Annotated in this window: 12 protein-coding genes and 1 pseudogene; 11 read left to right on the top strand and 2 right to left on the bottom strand. The window is 68.9% G+C overall.

What is annotated here, in order from left to right; translation table 11 throughout:
• The first annotated feature begins 157 nt into the window (after positions 1 to 157).
• Positions 158 to 2,509, top strand: coding sequence for a PAS domain S-box protein (locus tag AB7O82_RS29285; RefSeq protein ID WP_428620848.1), 2,352 nt, complete (start codon positions 158 to 160; stop codon positions 2,507 to 2,509).
• A gap of 27 nt (positions 2,510 to 2,536) precedes the next feature.
• On the opposite strand, the gene AB7O82_RS29290 is transcribed toward AB7O82_RS29285, so the two are convergent.
• Positions 2,537 to 2,935 (bottom strand): hypothetical protein, encoded by a 399-nt coding sequence (locus tag AB7O82_RS29290; RefSeq protein ID WP_428555367.1) that lies wholly within the window; start codon positions 2,933 to 2,935, stop codon positions 2,537 to 2,539.
• A gap of 357 nt (positions 2,936 to 3,292) precedes the next feature.
• On the opposite strand from AB7O82_RS29290, the gene AB7O82_RS29295 reads away from it, so the two are divergent.
• The 6 genes from AB7O82_RS29295 to rbfA all read left to right on the top strand — a co-directional run bounded on the left by AB7O82_RS29295 (position 3,293) and on the right by rbfA (position 10,577).
• The gene (locus tag AB7O82_RS29295) at positions 3,293 to 4,207 is read left to right on the top strand and encodes a patatin-like phospholipase family protein (RefSeq protein ID WP_428550419.1); all 915 of its coding nucleotides are present in this window, start codon (positions 3,293 to 3,295) and stop codon (positions 4,205 to 4,207) included.
• A gap of 224 nt (positions 4,208 to 4,431) precedes the next feature.
• Positions 4,432 to 4,938, top strand: a complete 507-nt coding sequence (gene rimP / locus AB7O82_RS29300) for a ribosome maturation factor RimP (RefSeq protein WP_428550416.1) — start codon at positions 4,432 to 4,434, stop codon at positions 4,936 to 4,938.
• Positions 4,939 to 4,972: 34 nt separating this feature from the next.
• Entirely contained in the window at positions 4,973 to 6,511 is a 1,539-nt protein-coding gene (nusA, locus tag AB7O82_RS29305; protein WP_428550414.1) for a transcription termination factor NusA, read from the top strand.
• Positions 6,512 to 6,527: 16 nt separating this feature from the next.
• Positions 6,528 to 7,166, top strand: a complete 639-nt coding sequence (locus AB7O82_RS29310) for an RNA-binding protein (RefSeq protein WP_428620849.1) — start codon at positions 6,528 to 6,530, stop codon at positions 7,164 to 7,166.
• Between the two features lie 32 nt (positions 7,167 to 7,198).
• Positions 7,199 to 9,955: a translation initiation factor IF-2 gene (gene infB, locus AB7O82_RS29315; RefSeq protein WP_428550408.1), complete on the top strand. Its 2,757-nt coding sequence runs from the start codon at positions 7,199 to 7,201 to the stop codon at positions 9,953 to 9,955.
• Positions 9,956 to 10,094: 139 nt separating this feature from the next.
• Positions 10,095 to 10,577, top strand: a complete 483-nt coding sequence (gene rbfA, locus AB7O82_RS29320) for a 30S ribosome-binding factor RbfA (RefSeq protein ID WP_428620851.1) — start codon at positions 10,095 to 10,097, stop codon at positions 10,575 to 10,577.
• Between the two features lie 8 nt (positions 10,578 to 10,585).
• Here rbfA and AB7O82_RS29325 read toward each other — a convergent pair whose 3' ends face one another.
• Entirely contained in the window at positions 10,586 to 12,823 is a 2,238-nt protein-coding gene (locus tag AB7O82_RS29325) for a hypothetical protein (protein ID WP_428550403.1), read from the bottom strand.
• A gap of 379 nt (positions 12,824 to 13,202) precedes the next feature.
• Here AB7O82_RS29325 and truB point away from each other — a divergent pair, with 379 nt between their 5' ends.
• The 4 genes and pseudogenes from truB to AB7O82_RS29345 form a co-directional block, all read left to right on the top strand.
• Positions 13,203 to 14,108, top strand: coding sequence for a tRNA pseudouridine(55) synthase TruB (gene truB, locus AB7O82_RS29330; protein ID WP_428550401.1), 906 nt, complete (start codon positions 13,203 to 13,205; stop codon positions 14,106 to 14,108).
• Between the two features lie 18 nt (positions 14,109 to 14,126).
• Entirely contained in the window at positions 14,127 to 14,396 is a 270-nt protein-coding gene (gene rpsO, locus AB7O82_RS29335; RefSeq protein WP_428550399.1) for a 30S ribosomal protein S15, read from the top strand.
• 224 nt (positions 14,397 to 14,620) lie between these two features.
• Complete coding sequence (gene pnp, locus AB7O82_RS29340) at positions 14,621 to 16,765, top strand: polyribonucleotide nucleotidyltransferase (protein ID WP_428550422.1); 2,145 nt, start codon at positions 14,621 to 14,623, stop codon at positions 16,763 to 16,765.
• A 141-nt stretch (positions 16,766 to 16,906) separates the two neighbouring features.
• A pseudogene (locus AB7O82_RS29345) lies at positions 16,907 to 17,109 on the top strand (hypothetical protein); the annotation flags it as partial.

Raw genomic sequence — 17,109 nt, forward strand, 5'->3', positions numbered from 1 at the left:
TTCCGCGGACGCCCGGTGCCGATGCCACGGCCTTCCTTCGGTTCATCGCCAGCCCAGCCGCCCGGCAGCGCCTCGCGGCGCTGGGGCTCGTCGCCGGTGCGCGGTGATTGCGTCACGCGCCAAGCTTCGCTCCCTGGTCACGGCGCTGGGACTGGCCGTGACGCTGGCGGTCACGATCATCCTTCCGGCCGGATACTTCGCGATCGCCTACAGAGAGCTGGTCCACGAGCTCACGTTCGCCGCGCATCTCAAGGCCAACCGGCTCGCCAGGTACATCTACACCAGCCGCGAGTTCTGGCAGTACCAGAAACACCGTCTCGACCAGCTCATCGAGGTGCCCGAAGCCGACGAGAGCGCGATGCGCCAGCGCATCTACGATGGCGAGGGCAAGCTCGTGCTGGAGGCCGGTGCGGAGCCTGCCGCCCCGCTTATCACCGTCGACGTGCCGCTGGTCGTCGCCGGATCGACGGTCGGCGCGATCGAGACCGCCGCCAGCCTGCGACCCTTGCTCGCCCACACCGCGCTCGTCTCCCTGCTGGGCGCCGTCCTCGGCTTCGCGACATTCTTCATCATGCGCGTCGTGCCCTTGCGGGCGATCGACCGCACGCTCGCAGATCTCGACGACCTGCAGGTCCGCTATCGCCGGCTGTTCGATGCCAGCCCGTTCATCACTCTGGTCATCGACCGCGCGACCTCGCGTCTGCTCGACGCCAACGAGGCGGCGGTCCGACAATACGGCTGGTCGCGCGAGGAGCTGCTGGCCAAGACGAGCAACGAGTTCTACCCGCCCGAGGACCTGCCGACCATCATCGCCGCCCGCGCGCGCTTCCTGGCCGATCCGAGTCAGCCCGTGCCGCCGCTGCGACACCGCCGGAAGGACGGCACGGTCATCGATGTCGAGCAGACGATCCTGCCGCTCGAGTTCGCCGGCCGGGCAGCGTACATGGTGATGGCCCGGGATGTCACCGAGCGCAACCGCGCCATGAAGGAGCTGCACGAATCGGAGCGCAAGTACGAGGATTTGATCGAGTCCCTGCCGGTCGGCATTGTCGAAACCACGGCCGATGCACGGATCGTGACGGCCAATGCAGCGTGGCGGCGCATCTTCGGCTTCGGCAAGGACGAGGATCTCAGCAAGGTTGACGGGCACACGCTCTATGCCAATCCGGCGGACCGCGCGGCGGTGATGGAAACCATGCAGAACGACGGCCCGCGGCCGGCCGTCGAGGCGGTGTTCCGGCGGCGCGACGGCACGCTGTTCCCCATCGAGCGCTACCTGACCAGCGTACGGGACGAGCACGGCAAGGTCGTCACCCTGCGCGGTATCGTCATCGACATCACCCAGCGCAAGTTGCTGGAGGCGCAGCTCCATCAGGCGCAGAAGATGGAGGCGGTCGGCAAGCTCACAGGCGGCATCGCACACGACTTCAACAACATCATGATGATCATGATGGCCAACGTCGAGGCGCTGGAGGACGACGAGGAACTCGGCCGATCGGCCCGGCGGCGCGTGGCGCAGATCAGCCGGGCGGTCGAGAGGGCGGCCGATCTCACGCGCAGCCTGCTGGCGTTCTCGCGCAAGCTGCCGCTCAATCCGCGGCGCCTCGATCTCAACGCCCTTGTCGTCGACACCGGCAGGCTGTTGCAGCGCACGCTCGGCTCCGAGATCGAGATCGAGGCGGCGCTGGGCGACGATCTGTGGCTGGTCGAGGTCGACCGGAGCCAGTTCGAGAATGCCCTGGTCAACCTTTGCCTCAATTCGCGGGACGCCATGCCGAACGGCGGCCGTGTGCTGATCGAGACCGCCAACGTTCAGCTCGACAGGGAAGCCTGCGAGCGCATCGGCGGGATCTCCCCGGGCGCCTACGTGCGCCTTGCGGTTATCGACAGCGGAACGGGCATCCCGCCCGATGCGCTGCCGCGCGTGTTCGATCCGTTCTTCACCACCAAGGAAGTCGGCAAGGGCACCGGGCTGGGGCTGAGCATGGTGCAGGGTTTCATCATCCAGTCGAAGGGCCACATCGACATCCTGAGCGAGCCGAAACGCGGCACGACCGTCACCATCCACCTGCCGCGCGCCAGCAGCCTTCGCGAGTCCGACTCCTCTGCGGCAGGACCCGCCCTGCCGTCCGGTCGGGAGGAGATCCTGGTGGTCGAGGACGAGCCGCGGGTGCGGTCCGCCATGGTCGAGCAGCTGCAAAGCCTGGGCTACGCCGTCACGCCTGCCGCCGACGGCGCCGCCGGCATCGCCGCCTGCCAGGCCGCCGGGCGGCCCTTCGACCTGCTGCTGACCGATGTCGTGATGCCGGGCATCACCGGCAAGGCGCTGGCGGACGAGGTCTCGCGGCGCTGGCCGCAGACCGCCATCCTCTTCATGTCCGGCTACAGTCGCGACACCATCGTGCACGACAGTCGCCTCGATCCCGGGGCCAGGCTGATTGCCAAGCCCTTCCGCAAGGCCGACCTGGCGCTTGCCGTGCGCAAAGCCCTCGACGGCGACGACGCCTGATCGCCGGCAGTCCTGCGACGGGCTTGCCTACGCCTCGTCGACCACCTCGAAGTGCGGGTCCTGGAGGTCGAGCAGGGAAAACGCCTCTTGCAGGCTCCGGACGATCTCGGGCTCGGCGTTGCCCTGCGCCATCTGGAAGGCCGCGAACATGCGGCCGAGGCCGTAGCCCTCGGGGGTGGTCGCGACCACGATCCGGCGCTGGCCGCGCCTCATCTGCGGCTGCTGCCCGCGCCCGCTCACCTGCTCCGATGTGATGTCGATCCTGTCGACCCGGGAGAAATCGAGGATGCCCGGCACGACCTCGCTGCGGCGGGCCATGAAGCGGGCGACCTGGGCATCGCCCTGCGCCAGCTCGGCAAGCGTCAAGGTTCCGGAGTACTCGGTCAGCATCACCTTGCGCTCGGGCTCGAACAGCAGTCTCACCATGGCCGCCTCGTCTGCCATCTCGGCAAGATCAACCCGGCCTCGGTCCGGTTTCCGACAATTCCGTTGATCAACTCACGCCCCGACCCTCACTCCAAGCGCACGCAACGCCTTGACCTGCACCGTTCGGCGCCGCGCAGGGAGACTGCTCGCTGCGCCCGCGATGACGACAATTCCGACGTCCCAGTTTAGCGAGGGACCCTCGATTTCCTCAATTGGTGATTGACGGTGACGGCGAGCCGAGCGCCATGCCGCAGCGTCCGTCCCCGCGAGGATCCTTGCCGAGTTAGCGCCACAGGAGTGGCGCGCTCCCGGCGCATGACCCTTGCCGGGGCGAGGGCAGGCGCGCTCTGATGGGGCATGGCACGTCCTCGCATCGGCCTCGCGCTCGGCAGCGGCTCGGCCCGCGGCTGGGCCCATATCGGCGTCATCGACGCCCTGACCGAGGCCGGAATCATCCCCGACGTCATCTGCGGCTCCTCGATGGGTGCCCTGGTCGGCGCGGCCCACGTCGCCGACCGGCTCGATTCCCTCAAGGAATGGGCCGAAGGGGCGACCTGGCGCAAGATCGCCGGCCTCACGGACCTTCGCTTTACCGGCGGCGGCCTGGTCAGCGGCCGCCAGATCATGGGATTTCTGCGCAGCCTCGAGATCAGCGCGCCGATCGAGAGCTATCCGATACAGTACGCCGCTGTTGCCACGGAGCTTGCCACCGGGCGCGAGATCTGGCTGCAGTCGGGGCCGATCCACGAGGCGGTGCGCGCCTCGATCGCGATACCGGGAATTTTCAGCCCGGTTCTTGCCGGCGGCAAATGGCTGCTCGATGGCGGCCTGTCCAATCCCGTGCCCGTATCGGTCTGCCGCGCCCTGGGCGCCGACGTGATCATCGCCGTGAACCTGAACGGCGAGCTCCTCGGCCGGCGCTTCACCGAGCCCGAGCCGCCCGAGGTTCCGCGATCCTCCCTTGTCTCGACCGAAGCGCTGCGCCGCGTGCTGGGCCAGCTGCCGCTGCCCCGCCGGCGCATCGCGACCGAGAGCGATCCGGCATTGCCCGGCATGCCGCCGCCCGGCTATTTCGACGTGCTGGCGAGCGCCATCAACATCATGCAGGACCACATCACCCGCACCCGGCTGGCCGGTGAGCCGCCGCATGTCATGCTGGTGCCGCGCCTGCGCAGCATCGGCCTGATGGAGTTCAACCGGGCCGCCGAGGCGATCGCCGAGGGGCGGGCCTGCGTCGAGCAGGCGCTGCCGGCGTTGAAGCGGTACCTATAATAAGGTCGCAAGCGGCGCCGGGCCGCCCGAACCACCACTAATAGAGGCGGCAGCGGCTCGACCCGAAAACTGCCGGATTCTCTTGCGATCTGCCCCGACTGAGCCTATATCCGCGCCATCCTCATCGGGTTCGCGGGACGGACCAAAGAATAAAGAGTGGGCCAAAAACCCGCTCTTTTCATTTGTGAAGCGCCCGCTGCCCAAACGGCGAGAAACAGGACCGCTTGACCGACTTGCTGCGTCGCATTGAAGAGATCGTTGCCCCGACCGTCGCCGGCATGGGCTACGAGCTGGTGCGCGTTGCCATGAGCCGCGGCGGCACCCTGCAGATCATGATCGAGCCGGCCGACGGCCGGCCCATGGACGTCGAGGATTGCGCCACCCTGTCGCGCGCGCTGTCGGCGGTGCTCGATGTCGAGGATCCGATTCCGGGCTCCTACACCCTGGAGGTGAGCTCGCCCGGAATCGACCGGCCGCTCACCCGGCCCAAGGACTATGTCCGGTGGTCCGGCCATGTGGCGCGGCTCGAGACCGCCGAGCCGATCGACGGCCGCCGCCGTTTCAAGGGTACGCTGCTCGGCCTGGCCGACGATGTGGTGAAGCTCAGGCTCGACGACGGCAAGGAAGCTGCCGTGCCGCTCGCCAGCATCACCAAGGCCAAGCTCGAGCTGACCGGGGCATTGATAGAGGAACACCGGCGCGCCCAGGAAGGCGCCGCGCAGGCACACTAGAAGATGCGAAGAATCGCAAGAGAGGAAGACTGACATGGCAACGACCGCCGACATTCCGCGTCTGGAGATGCTCCAGGTTGCCGACATGGTCGCTCGCGAGAAGGGCATCGAGCGCGAGGAGGTGCTCGAGGCGATGGAGCAGGCGATCCAGAAGGCCGGCCGCGCCAAGTACGGGCTGGAGCACGACATCCGCGCCGAGATCGATCGCAAGACCGGCGAGATCAGGCTGCTGCGCTACATGCAGGTCGCCGATCCGATCGAGAACGAGAACGTCCAGGTATCGCTCGTCGAGGCGCAGCGCCGCAATCCGGAAGCCCAGGTCGGGGACTTCCTGACGGATGAGCTGCCGCCGATCGATTTCGGCCGCGTCGCCGCCCAGACCGCCAAGCAGGTCATCACCCAGCGCATGCGCGAGAGCGAGCGCAAGCGCCAGTACGAGGAATTCAAGGACCGCGTCGGCGAGATCGTATCGGGCGTGGTCAAGCGCGTCGATTACGGCAACGTCACTGTCGACCTGCAGCGCGCCGAAGGCGTGATCCGCCGCGACGAGTCGATCCCGCGCGAATCGCTGCGCGTCAACGACCGCGTGCGCGCCTACATCTTCGACGTCCGCGAGGAGCCACGCGGGCCGCAAATCTTCCTGTCGCGCAGCCATCCCCAGTTCATGGCCAAGCTGTTCACCCAGGAAGTGCCGGAAATCTACGACGGCATCATCGAGATCAAGGCGGTGGCGCGCGATCCGGGCAGCCGCGCCAAGATCGCGGTGCTCTCCCACGACAGCTCGATCGACCCGATCGGCGCCTGCGTCGGCATGCGCGGCAGCCGCGTCCAGGCGGTGGTACAGGAGCTGCAGGGCGAGAAGGTCGACATCATCCCGTGGTCTGCCGACACCGCGAACTTCATCGTCAACGCGCTCGCCCCGGCCGAGGTCAGCAAGGTGCTGATGGACGAGGAGAAGCACAAGACCGAGGTCGTCGTGCCCGACGACCAGCTCAGCCTCGCCATCGGCCGGCGCGGCCAGAACGTCAAGCTCGCCTCGCAGCTCACCGGCTGGGAGATCGACATCATGACCGAGGCCGAGGAGAGCGAGCGTCGCCAGAAGGAGACGCGCGAGCGCACCGAGCTGTTCAAGGCGAGCCTTGATGTCGACGACGTCATCGCCCATCTGCTGGTGGCGGAAGGCTATGGCGCCGTCGAGGACGTCGCCGAGGCTGCGGTCGAGGACCTCGCCGGCGTCGAGGGCTTCGACGAGGAGATCGCGACCGAGCTGCAGCGCCGGGCGCGCGAATACATCGACCGGCGCGACGCCGAGCTGGCGACGCGCCTGGAGGAGCTGGGCGTCGACGAGGATCTGCGCGCGACCGAGGGCCTCAGCCTGCCGATGCTGGTGGCGCTGGGCGAGCAGGGCGTGAAGACGCGCGACGACCTGGCCGATCTCGCGTCGGATGAGCTGCGCGAGATCGTCGGCGAAGGCGTGATGGACAACGACACCGCCAATGCCATCATCATGAAGGCGCGCGAGCACTGGTTCGCCGCCGAGGACACACCGCCGGCCGAAGGGGCCAAGGCATAAGGAGAGGTTGCCGATCTTGATCGACAGCGCCGACATCCTGTCGCGAACCGACGCCCCGGCGCCCGCCGCGGGCGGCGTCGGGCCGTTGCGCACCTGCATCGCCACGGGCGAGCAGGCCGCGCCGGAGCGCATGATCCGGTTCGTCGTCGGGCCGGATGGCGATGTCGTACCCGATCTGGCGCGACGGCTGCCGGGTCGCGGCATGTGGGTCAAGGCAAGCCGCGCCGCGGTCGAGCGCGCGGTGGCGCGCAGGCTTTTCGCCAGGGCGGCGCGTGCGGCGGTGAAGGCCGCCGACGACCTGCCGGAGCGGGTCGACCGTCTGCTGCTCGAGCGTGCCCTGGCCGATCTCGGCCGGGCGCGGCGTGCCGGCCGGGCGGTGGCGGGCTTCGCCAAGGTCGAGCAGATGATCGGCCGCGGTCGTGCCGGTCTCCTGTTGGTGGCCAGCGAGGCCGACGGCGACGGCCTGGGCAAGCTCGGCGCCAGCGGTTTGCCGATCGCGCGGCTGGGCGACGCTGCCGCGCTCGGCCGGCTGTTCGGCCGCGAGCATGCGGTTTACGTGGCGGTCGCTCGCGACGATGCGGGCGGCGCATTCATTGGACGCATCGAGGCCGGAGCGGCGCGCTGGTGCGGCTATCGACAGAACGGCAGCAGTTGACGCGCCGGTATGGACCAAGGACAACACCCGACATGACGGAACAGAAAGAAACGACCAAGCCGACCAAGCCGCTCAGCCTTTCGACGGCGGCGCGCCCCGGCGCGGCGGCGCCCAAGGGCGCCAGCGACGCCACCCAGGTGCGCCAGAAATTCTCGCATGGGCGCACGCGCGTGGTGGCGGTCGAGGTCAAGAAGCCGGTCAAGCGCCCGACCGCCAGCGCGGCACCGACGCCCGCGCCGACGCCTGCTCCCGCACCGACGCCCGCGCCCGCACCGACAGGTGGGGCGCAGGCCGGCGGGCGCACGATGAAGCTCGGCGGCGGCGCAGCCCCCCAGCGGTCGACGGTGAGCTTGCGCCCTGCCGGCGAACGGACGGGGGCGGGTGGTCGCGGCATCGTGCTGAAGACCCTCACCGAGGAAGAGAAGGAGGCGCGTGCGCGCGCCCTGGTCGATGCCAACCGCGACGCCGAGGTGGCGCGCCAGCGCGCCGCCCAGGAGGCCGCGCGTCGCGCCGCCGAGGAGGAGGTGCGCAGGAAGGCAGAGGAGGAGCACAAGAAGCGTCTGGCCGAGGAGGAAGCGCGCAAGAGGTCCGAGGAGGAGGCCAAGCGCAAGGCCGACGCCCTGGTCCAGAAGCGCCTCGACCAGGCCGCCACTGTCGCGCCGCAGCCTGCGGGTGAAAGCTCTGTGGCCCCGGTCGCGCGCCAGGGGCAGCCGGCGCAAGCCGCACAGCCCGCGACGCCCGCCCAGCCGATCCGGCGCCCGGCCGGCCCGGGCCCGGCGCAGGGGCAGCCTGCCGGCGGCGCCTTGCGCCGCCCGCCGATGCGGCCGGCGCCGGCCGTCAACAAGCGCCTGCCGCAGCCGCCGGGCGCGCGCCGCGAGGCGCCCAAGCGCCGCTCGGACAAGGTCGATGTCGGTCGCGCGGTCGCGGGCGAGAACGACTTCCGTAGCCGGTCGGCGGCGCAGATACGCCGTCGCCTCGAGCGCGACCGGCGCCGCGAGCACGCCGACGACGCCCAGCAGCAGAAGGTCTATCGCGAGGTCACGATCCCCGAGACCATCACGGTCCAGGAGCTGGCCTCGCGCATGTCCGAGCGCAGCGCCGACGTCGTCAAGACGCTGATGCGCATGGGCGTGATGGCGACCATCAACCAGGTGATCGATCCCGACACCGCCGAGCTGGTGGTGACCGAGATGGGCCACCGGCCCAAGCGCGTGACGGAAGGCGACGTCGAGACCGGCCTGACCGAGAACGACGATGCGCCGGAGAGCCTGCTGCCGCGGCCGCCGGTCGTCACCATCATGGGCCATGTCGACCACGGCAAGACGTCGCTGCTCGACGCGCTGCGCGCCACCGACGTGGCGGCGCACGAGGCGGGCGGCATCACCCAGCATATCGGCGCCTACCAGGTCACCCTGCCGTCGAGCCAGAAGATCACCTTCCTCGACACGCCAGGCCACGAGGCCTTCACCGCCATGCGCGCGCGCGGCGCCAAGGTGACCGACATCGTCGTCCTGGTGGTGGCCGCCGACGACGGCGTCATGCCGCAGACCAAGGAAGCGATCGCCCACGCCAAGGCGGCGGGCGTGCCGATGATCATCGCCATCAACAAGATGGACAAGGCCGGTGCCGATCCGAGCCGCGTCCGCACCGAGCTCCTGCAGGACGAGATCCAGGTCGAGCAGCTGGGCGGCGAGGTCCAGTCGATCGAGGTGTCGGCAATCAAGAAGACCAACCTCGACAAGCTCGAGGAGGCGATCCTGCTGCAGGCCGAGCTGCTCGATCTCAAGGCCAATCCGGAACGCCTGGCCGATGGCGTCGTGATCGAGGCACAGCTCGATCCCGGCCGCGGCTCGGTCGCGACGGTGCTGGTCCAGCGCGGTACCCTGAAGGTCGGCGACGTGCTGGTCGCCGGTGCCGTGTGGGGCCGCGTGCGTCGCCTGATCGACGATCACGGCGATGCCGTGCAGAACGCCGGGCCGGCCGTACCCGTGGAGATTCTCGGCCTCGACGGCACGCCGCATGCGGGCGACGAGTTCCACGTCGTCGAGAGCGAGGCGCGCGCCCGCGAGATCGCCGACTTCCGGTCGCGCCGCGACCGGCAGGCTCAGCTCGCCCGTGCTGCCGGTGGACGCGGCACGCTCGAGGAGATGATCAAGGGCATCCGCGAAGGCACGGCCAAGGAGCTGCCGGTGCTGATCAAGGCCGACGTGCAGGGCTCGGCCGAGGCGCTGGCCGGCGCGCTGCAGCGGCTGTCGACGGAAAAAGTGGCGACCCGCGTCGTCTACAGCGGTGTCGGCGGCATCAGCGAGGCCGATCTGACGCTCGCCAAGGCGTCGGGCGCGCTGATCATCGGCTTCAATGTGCGCGCCAACCCGCAAGCCCGCGAGATCGCCAAGCGCGACAAGGTCGATATCCGCTACTACAGCATCATCTACAAGGTCACCGAGGACATCCAGGCGCTGATGGTCGGTCTGCTCGACCCGACCTACAAGGAGACCTTCCTCGGCAATGCCCAGATCCGCGAGGTCTTCCGCATCACCAAGGTCGGCAACGTCGCCGGCTGCATGATCACCGAAGGCCAGGTCAAGCGCGGCGCCAAGGTCCGCCTGCTGCGCGACAACGTGGTGATCCACGAAGGCACGCTGAAGACGCTGCGGCGCTTCAAGGACGAGGTCCGCGAGGTCCAGCACGGCTTCGAATGCGGCATGGCGTTCGAGAACTACGACGACATCAAGGTCGGCGACGTGATCGAGTGCTTCGAGGTCGAGGAAGTCCGCCCGACCTTGTAGTTCAGGAATCCTCCCCAGCGAAGCTGGGGAGGTGTCCGCGTCATCGCGGACGGAGGGGTCATGATCTTCCGGACGGCGGGCGTCTCGCCCGCTCAAGGACGCCCGCGGTCCGGAAGAGCACGAAGAAGAGGACCAGATCATGTCCCGGCGTCGCCATTCCGAGCGTGCCCACTCCGAGCGTGAAAAGGGCGGCCACAGCCAGCGCCAGCTGCGCGTCGGCGAGGAGCTGCGCCATCTGCTGGCCGGGCTGGTGGAGCGCGGCGAGATGCGCGATCCCGACCTGCGCGGCGCCTCGATCACGGTGACCTCGGTCGACGTCAGCCCCGACCTGCGCAACGCCACCGCCTTCGTGATGCCGCTGGGCGGCCAGCACGAGGAGCGGCTGCTCGCCGCCATGCGCCGCGCCGCACCGTGGTTCCGCGCCCGGGTCGGCGAGCGCGCCGGCCTGCGCTACGCGCCCGAGATCCGCTTCGAGATCGACCGCACCTTCGACGAGGCCGACCGCATCGGCGCGCTGCTGCGCCGGCCCGACGTGGCGCGCGATATCGAGGACCCTCATCGCGACACCGGCGCTGCCGATGGCGGCGCTGAGACTGCCGATCGCGACCCCGAAGCCGACTAATCGCGGCCTCAGGGACGATTGAGGTAGTACTCGTCGCGCGGAAAGAAATCGGTGTTGGGCGAGGCGGCCGGCACCGTCCTGCCGTCGTTGAGCGGCTCGATCTTCTTTTCCGCGAACCATTTGATCAGCTCGGCGCGGTCGATCCGTGCGCCGGTGAGGTGCAGGACGATCTCGGGCCGCGCCAGCAGGTCGAGGAGGCGCTGCCGGTCGTAGGGGATCGGCCGGTCGCTGCCGAGCAATGCGGGATGGACCATCGTCACGTAGGGGAACACCGAGCGGAACGTCTCGACCGTGCGCTCGGTCGGCGCCCATTGCACGTAGAGGCCCCCGGGCGCCAGCCTGGCGCGCACCTGGCGGAAGAATTCCTGGGAGTTCAGCAGTCCCGACAGCGCCGTCTTGGGCAGGATGGCATCGGCCTCGATGACATCGTACTTGCCGCTGTCGAGCGCCAGCGCATGACGGCCGTCGGCCACCACGATCTCGAACTTCGGGTTGGCGAGCAGGCCGTCGACGCCGGAGCGGCCGCCGGCGTCGCGATAGCGCCGCAAGGTGTCGATCACCGGCGCCACGATCTCGATGACGCGGACGCGATCGGTCTGCGGATGCAGGCCGGCGGCGTAGGGCGTCCCGCCGGTGCCCGAGCCGATCACCAGAACGCGCCGCGGCTCGGGATGGGTGAGCGGCCCGATGGCGCCCAGGAAGACGTGCACGGTGTCGAACGGCAGGCGGCTCTGCGAATGGCCCTGGATGTAGAGCCGTCCGCTCTGGCCATCGGACATCTTCAGCAGGGCGAGGCCGGTCTTGTCCTCGGCGACGATGGCCTTCTCGACAGTGAGGCCGTGCAGGCGGCGCCAGAAGGCCTCGCCGCCGGGAAACAGCAGCAGGCCGAGAACCAGCAGGCCGGTCGGCACCAGCGGCCAGCCCACCCGTCGGGTCGTCGCGAGCTGCAGCACGGCGAAGGCAAGGCCGATGGCGACCAGCAGCTTCAACGTCCCCGCGGTGCCGACCAGGTCCAGCAGCAGCAAACCCGCCACCAGGCTGCCGGCGCTGTTGCCGACGATGTTGGCGAGCTGGACCAGGCCGACCCGCCGGCCGAGCTGGGCGAGGTCGACCTGGACGGCCTTCTGCACGACCGGAAACGAGAAGCCCATGATGAACGAGGCCGGCAGCACGACCAGCCCGACCAGCAGGACGATCAGGCCGATGTCGGCAGCGTCGCCCTGTACGATGTCGCGGTCGACGAAGGTCGAGGGCAGCAGGCCGGCGCCGATCGCCAGGTAGACGAACCAGGCGCCGGCCAGCGCCAGCGCCGTCGCCAGGCCCTGCATCAGGAAGAAGAAGCGTCGCGGATCGGCGATGCGATCGATGCGCCGTGTGCCGACCAGCAGCCCGGTCGCGTCGCCCAGCAGGAAGACGGCGAGGACCAGCGAGAAGCTGTAGCCGTTGGACTGCAGCAGCACGCCGATCAGGCGGTACCAGACGATCTGCAGCGCCACGATCAGGAAGCCGCTGATGAAGACCAGCAGCGACCAGCGCCACACGACACCGCCCTTCGACGCCTCGCTGCTGCGCGCCGGCCGGCTCGCGCCAGGCGATGACCAGGCCGCGTCAGCCGGCGACAGATCGAGGCCGATTGCCAGCATCAGGCCGCCGACGGCGACCACCAGGTTCAGCGCCGCGCCGATGTAGATCGTCTTGTCGAAACCCAGGCTGCCGATCAGCAGCCAGCCGCCGCAGAAGGCGCCCATCGCGGCTCCCAGCGTATTCAGCCCGTACAGCCAGCCGATCAGGCGGGCCGAGCCGTCGATCCGGGTGACCACCGCCTTCGACAGGAACGGCAGCGAGCAGCCCATGAGGAAGGTCGGCCACAGCAGGCCCGCGAACACGACGGCGAAGATCACCGCGCGCGAGGAGGCGATCGGCAGCAGCTCGCGGTAGATGACGTCATAGTAGAGCCACGGGCTGAGCACCGCGAACAGGGCGATGCCGACCTCGCACAATGCAAAGCCGAGCAGGGCGGCGCGGCGCGACAGCTGGTCGGCCCAGAAACCCGCGACCACGCTGCCGATGCCGAGGCCGAGCAGGAAGGCGCCGACGACCAGGGCGGCCGCGATCGTGTCGGCGCCGGCGAACAGGCCGAGCAGCCGGTGCCAGGCCGTCTGGTAGATCAGCGCGGCGGCGCCCGACAGGAAGAACAGGCCGAACAGCACCGATCGCCGGATACGATCTGTCTTGCCCCCTTGCACGAGCGGGTCAGTCCCGTCTCGTGCCTCCCCCGTCACAGCCGTCATGAACGCAAGGTCGCATACGGGCTGAACGGCGTCATCTTCGTTGCGGCGCAGGCGGGAGTGAAGGCGGGCATTCATGTTCCTCCCCTGTGGCGCTGTAAACAGCGCCTAATCGGGGGAGGTGCCTGAAAACCTGTCAGCCATGTATCCGGTCCATTCTGTCAGCTATCCAATCGGTTCGTACACAGGGGGTGGAGGGGGAAGGCCGCGGTCGAAATCTCTCCGATCCTGTCGTCGGAATTGGAATCATCTCGTTTGCGGCCTTCCCCCTCCGCCCCGTATGACGGGGCTCCTTCCCCGACTACGGGGGAGGGATTGACGATTCAATGAGGTCGCGGTGGCGCGCAGGGCAAGGGGCGAGAAGGTCGACGGCTGGGTGATCCTCGACAAGCCGGTCGGGCTGGGCTCGACGCCGGCGGTCGGCAAGGTGCGCCGCCTGTTCGGCGCCCAGAAGGCCGGCCATGGCGGCACGCTCGATCCGCTGGCGAGCGGCGTGCTGCCGATCGCGCTCGGCGAGGCGACCAAGACCGTGCCCTTCGTCATGGATGGTCGCAAGGAGTACCGCTTCACCCTGCGCTTCGGCGAGGCGCGCTCGACCGAGGATGCCGAGGGCGAGGTCACCGCGGTGAGCGACGTGCGGCCGACCGACGAGGCCCTCCGGGCTGCCCTGGCCGCCTTCACGGGCGACATCGAGCAGGTCCCGCCGGCCTTTTCCGCCCTCAAGGTCGAGGGCCAGCGCGCCTACGACCTCGCCCGTCGCGGCGAGGCGGTCGACCTGGCGCCGCGCCGCGTGCGGATCGACCGCCTCGAGCTGCTGGCCCGGCCTGACCTCGATCACGCAGATTTCGTGGTGGTCTGCGGCAAGGGCACCTATATCCGGTCGTTGGGCCGCGATCTGGCAGTCGCCCTCGGCACGGTCGGGCATCTCTCTGCCCTGCGTCGGACGGCCGCCGGGCCATTCCGGGAGGAGGCGGCCATTTCGCTTCCCAAACTGGAGGCCCTCGGGCATATTCCCGCGCTTCTCGGGGCCCTGGCTCCCGTCGCGACCGCGCTGGACGACATCCCGGCGCTGGCCCTGACGGAAGCCCAAGCCGATCGGTTGCGCCACGGCCAGCCTGTTTTCTTGACCCGGGACGCACCGCCCCCCGGCGCGCTGGTTCGCGCCGAGACGGGCAGCAGGCTGGTGGCGCTGGTCGAGAGCGACGGCGCATCCCTGAAGCCGGTGCGCGTTTTCAACCTTTAAGTCCATGGAGAGTCCCCGATGTCGATCACAGCCGTCCGCAAGGCGGAGCTGATCAAGTCCTATGCCCAGGCCGAGGGCGACACCGGTTCGCCGGAAGTCCAGGTCGCCATCCTGAGCGAACGGATTGCCAATCTCACCGAGCACTTCAAGGGCCACGCGAAGGATCACCATTCGCGGCGTGGCCTGCTCAAGCTGGTTGGCCAGCGCCGGCGCCTGCTGGACTATCTCAAGGCCAAGGACAACAAGCGCTACGACATGTTGATCGAGCGCCTGGGTCTCAGGCGTTGAACCAAGGCCCCGTCTCCCTCCTTGCCGAGGGAGCGGGGCCTCTTCGCGTCGTTTCGCCGGTCCCCGTCGCGTTCGGCCGGCCGAGGCGACTTCGCAGTAACCGGGAGGGCAGGGGCGAGAGCAAAGGCCCGGCCCGGTCCTGCTGGCGCAAGGGCGCCAGTGGGCGGCTGCCGCCATACGGGGGCGGACGGCCGTGCAGGAAAGGAAAGATGGATATGAGTGATATGTTTCAGGTGTTCCGCAAGGAAGTGGAATGGGCCGGCCGCAAGCTCGTGCTCGAGACGGGCAAGATCGCCCGCCAGGCTGACGGCGCCGTGCTGGCGACCTACGGCGGCACGACGGTGCTGGCCACCGTGGTGTTCGAGAAGCAGCCCAAGCCGGGGCTCGATTTCTTCCCGCTGACGGTGAACTACCAGGAGAAGGCGTTCGCCGCCGGCAAGATTCCCGGCGGCTTCTTCAAGCGCGAAGGCCGGCCGTCCGAGAAGGAGGTGCTCACCTCGCGCCTGATCGACCGGCCGATCCGGCCGCTGTTCCACGAGAGCTACAAGAACGAGACGCTGGTCGTCATCACGACGCTGGCGCACGACATGGAGAACGACCCCGACATCGTGTCGATGATTGCAACCTCGGCGGCGCTCACCATCAGCGGCGTGCCGTTCATGGGGCCGATCGGTGCGGCGCGCGTCGCCTACATCGACGGCAAGTACGTCATCAACCCGACGCTCGAGCAGACCGAGGCGAGCGCCCTCGACCTCGTCGTCGCCGGCACGACCGAGGGCGTGCTGATGGTCGAGTCGGAAGCCAAGGAGCTTTCCGAGGACGTCATGCTGACCGGCGTGATGGAAGGCCATCGCTCGTTCCAGCCGGTGATCGAGGCGATCATCCAGCTGGCCGAGCATTGCGCCAAGGATCCGCTGCCGCTCGCCGACCCGTCCGAGGCTTCCGTTTCGGTGGCGGCCAGGCTCAAGGCCGAGATGCGCGGCAAGCTCGCGGAGGCCTATGGCGAGACCCAGAAGCTCGCGCGTCAGGCCAAGGTCGGCGCGGTCAAGACAGAGGCCAAGAAACTGTTCGAAGGCAACGAGGCGGAGCTCGCCGAGTTCGGCGAGCAGTTCGGCAACCTCGAGGCCGACGTCGTGCGCGGCGCCATTCTCGACACCGGCAAGCGCATCGACGGCCGCGACACCAGGACGGTTCGGCCGATCGTGGCCGAGGTCGGCGTGCTGCAGCGCGCCCACGGCTCTGCGCTGTTCACCCGCGGCGAGACCCAGGCGCTCGTCGTGGCGACGCTCGGCACCGGCCAGGACGAGCAGATCATCGACGCGCTCGAGGGCGAGTACCGCGAGCACTTCATGATGCACTACAACATGCCGCCCTACGCCGTCGGCGAGGTGCGCCGCATGGGCTCGCCGGGCCGCCGCGAGATCGGCCACGGCAAGCTCGCCTGGCGCGCCATCCGGCCGCTGCTGCCGTCGAAGGACAAGTTCCCCTACACGATCCGCGTCGTCTCGGAGATCACCGAGAGCAACGGCTCGTCGTCGATGGCTTCGGTGTGCGGCGGCTCGCTGTCGCTGATGGATGCCGGTGTGCCGCTCGAGCGGCCGGTGGCGGGCATCGCCATGGGCCTGATCAAGGAGAGTGACCGCTTCGCCGTGCTCTCCGACATCCTGGGCGACGAGGATCATCTCGGCGACATGGACTTCAAGGTCGCCGGTTCCGAGCGTGGCATCACCGCCCTGCAGATGGACATCAAGATCACCTCGATCACCGAGGAGATCATGAAGGTCGCCCTGGCGCAGGCGCGCGACGGCCGCCTGCACATCCTGGGCGAGATGGCCAAGGGCCTGGGCGGCGCGCGCGAGGGCGTGAGCCAGAATGCGCCGCGCATCACCCAGTTCACCATCCCCAAGGACAAGATCCGCGAAGTGATCGGCACCGGCGGCAAGGTGATCCGCGAGATCACCGAGACCACAGGCACCAAGATCGACATCGAGGACGACGGCACGATCAAGGTCGCGGCGGTCGACGCCAAGGCCGGCCAGGCCGCCATCGACTGGATCAAGGGCATCGTCGCCGAGCCGGAAGTGGGCGTGATCTACAACGGCAAGGTCGTGAAGACCGTCGAGTTCGGCGCCTTCGTGAACTTCCTGGGCGCCCGCGACGGCCTGGTGCACATCTCCGAGCTGGCGCCGCGCCGCGTCGCCAAGGTGACCGACGTCATCAAGGAAGGCGACCAGGTCAAGGTCAAGGTGCTGGGCGTCGACGACCGCGGCAAGGTCCGCCTCAGCATGAAGGCCGTCGACCAGGCGACCGGCGAGGACATCTCGCAGAAGCAGCGCGAAGAGGCTGCCCCGGCTCCGGCGGGCGAGTAAGCGAGCAACGGCAACGAGAACGGCGGCCTTCGGGCCGCCGTTTTTTGTTTTCATCGTCTTCGGGACCGCGGGCGTCCCGCCCGCTCATGAACATGAGCGGGCGGATGCCCGCGGTCCGGAGTCGATAACCATAGAGTCGATATGCCAACCTCCATCCCTTCCCGCCGGCTCCTGCTCGCCGCCGCCGGCGCGAGCCTGCTGCCGCTCGGCGCCAACGCCGCGAGCCTCGTTCCCACGCCGCGGCAGACCGAGGGGCCGTTCTATCCGACAGCCCTGCCCGCCGACATGGACAACGATCTCGTGCAGGTGCGCGGCCAGGCGGCGCGGGCGATGGGCACCGTTCT

Origin of the sequence: Reyranella sp. (assembly GCF_050185545.1) — a bacterium.
GTDB lineage: Bacteria > Pseudomonadota > Alphaproteobacteria > Reyranellales > Reyranellaceae > Reyranella.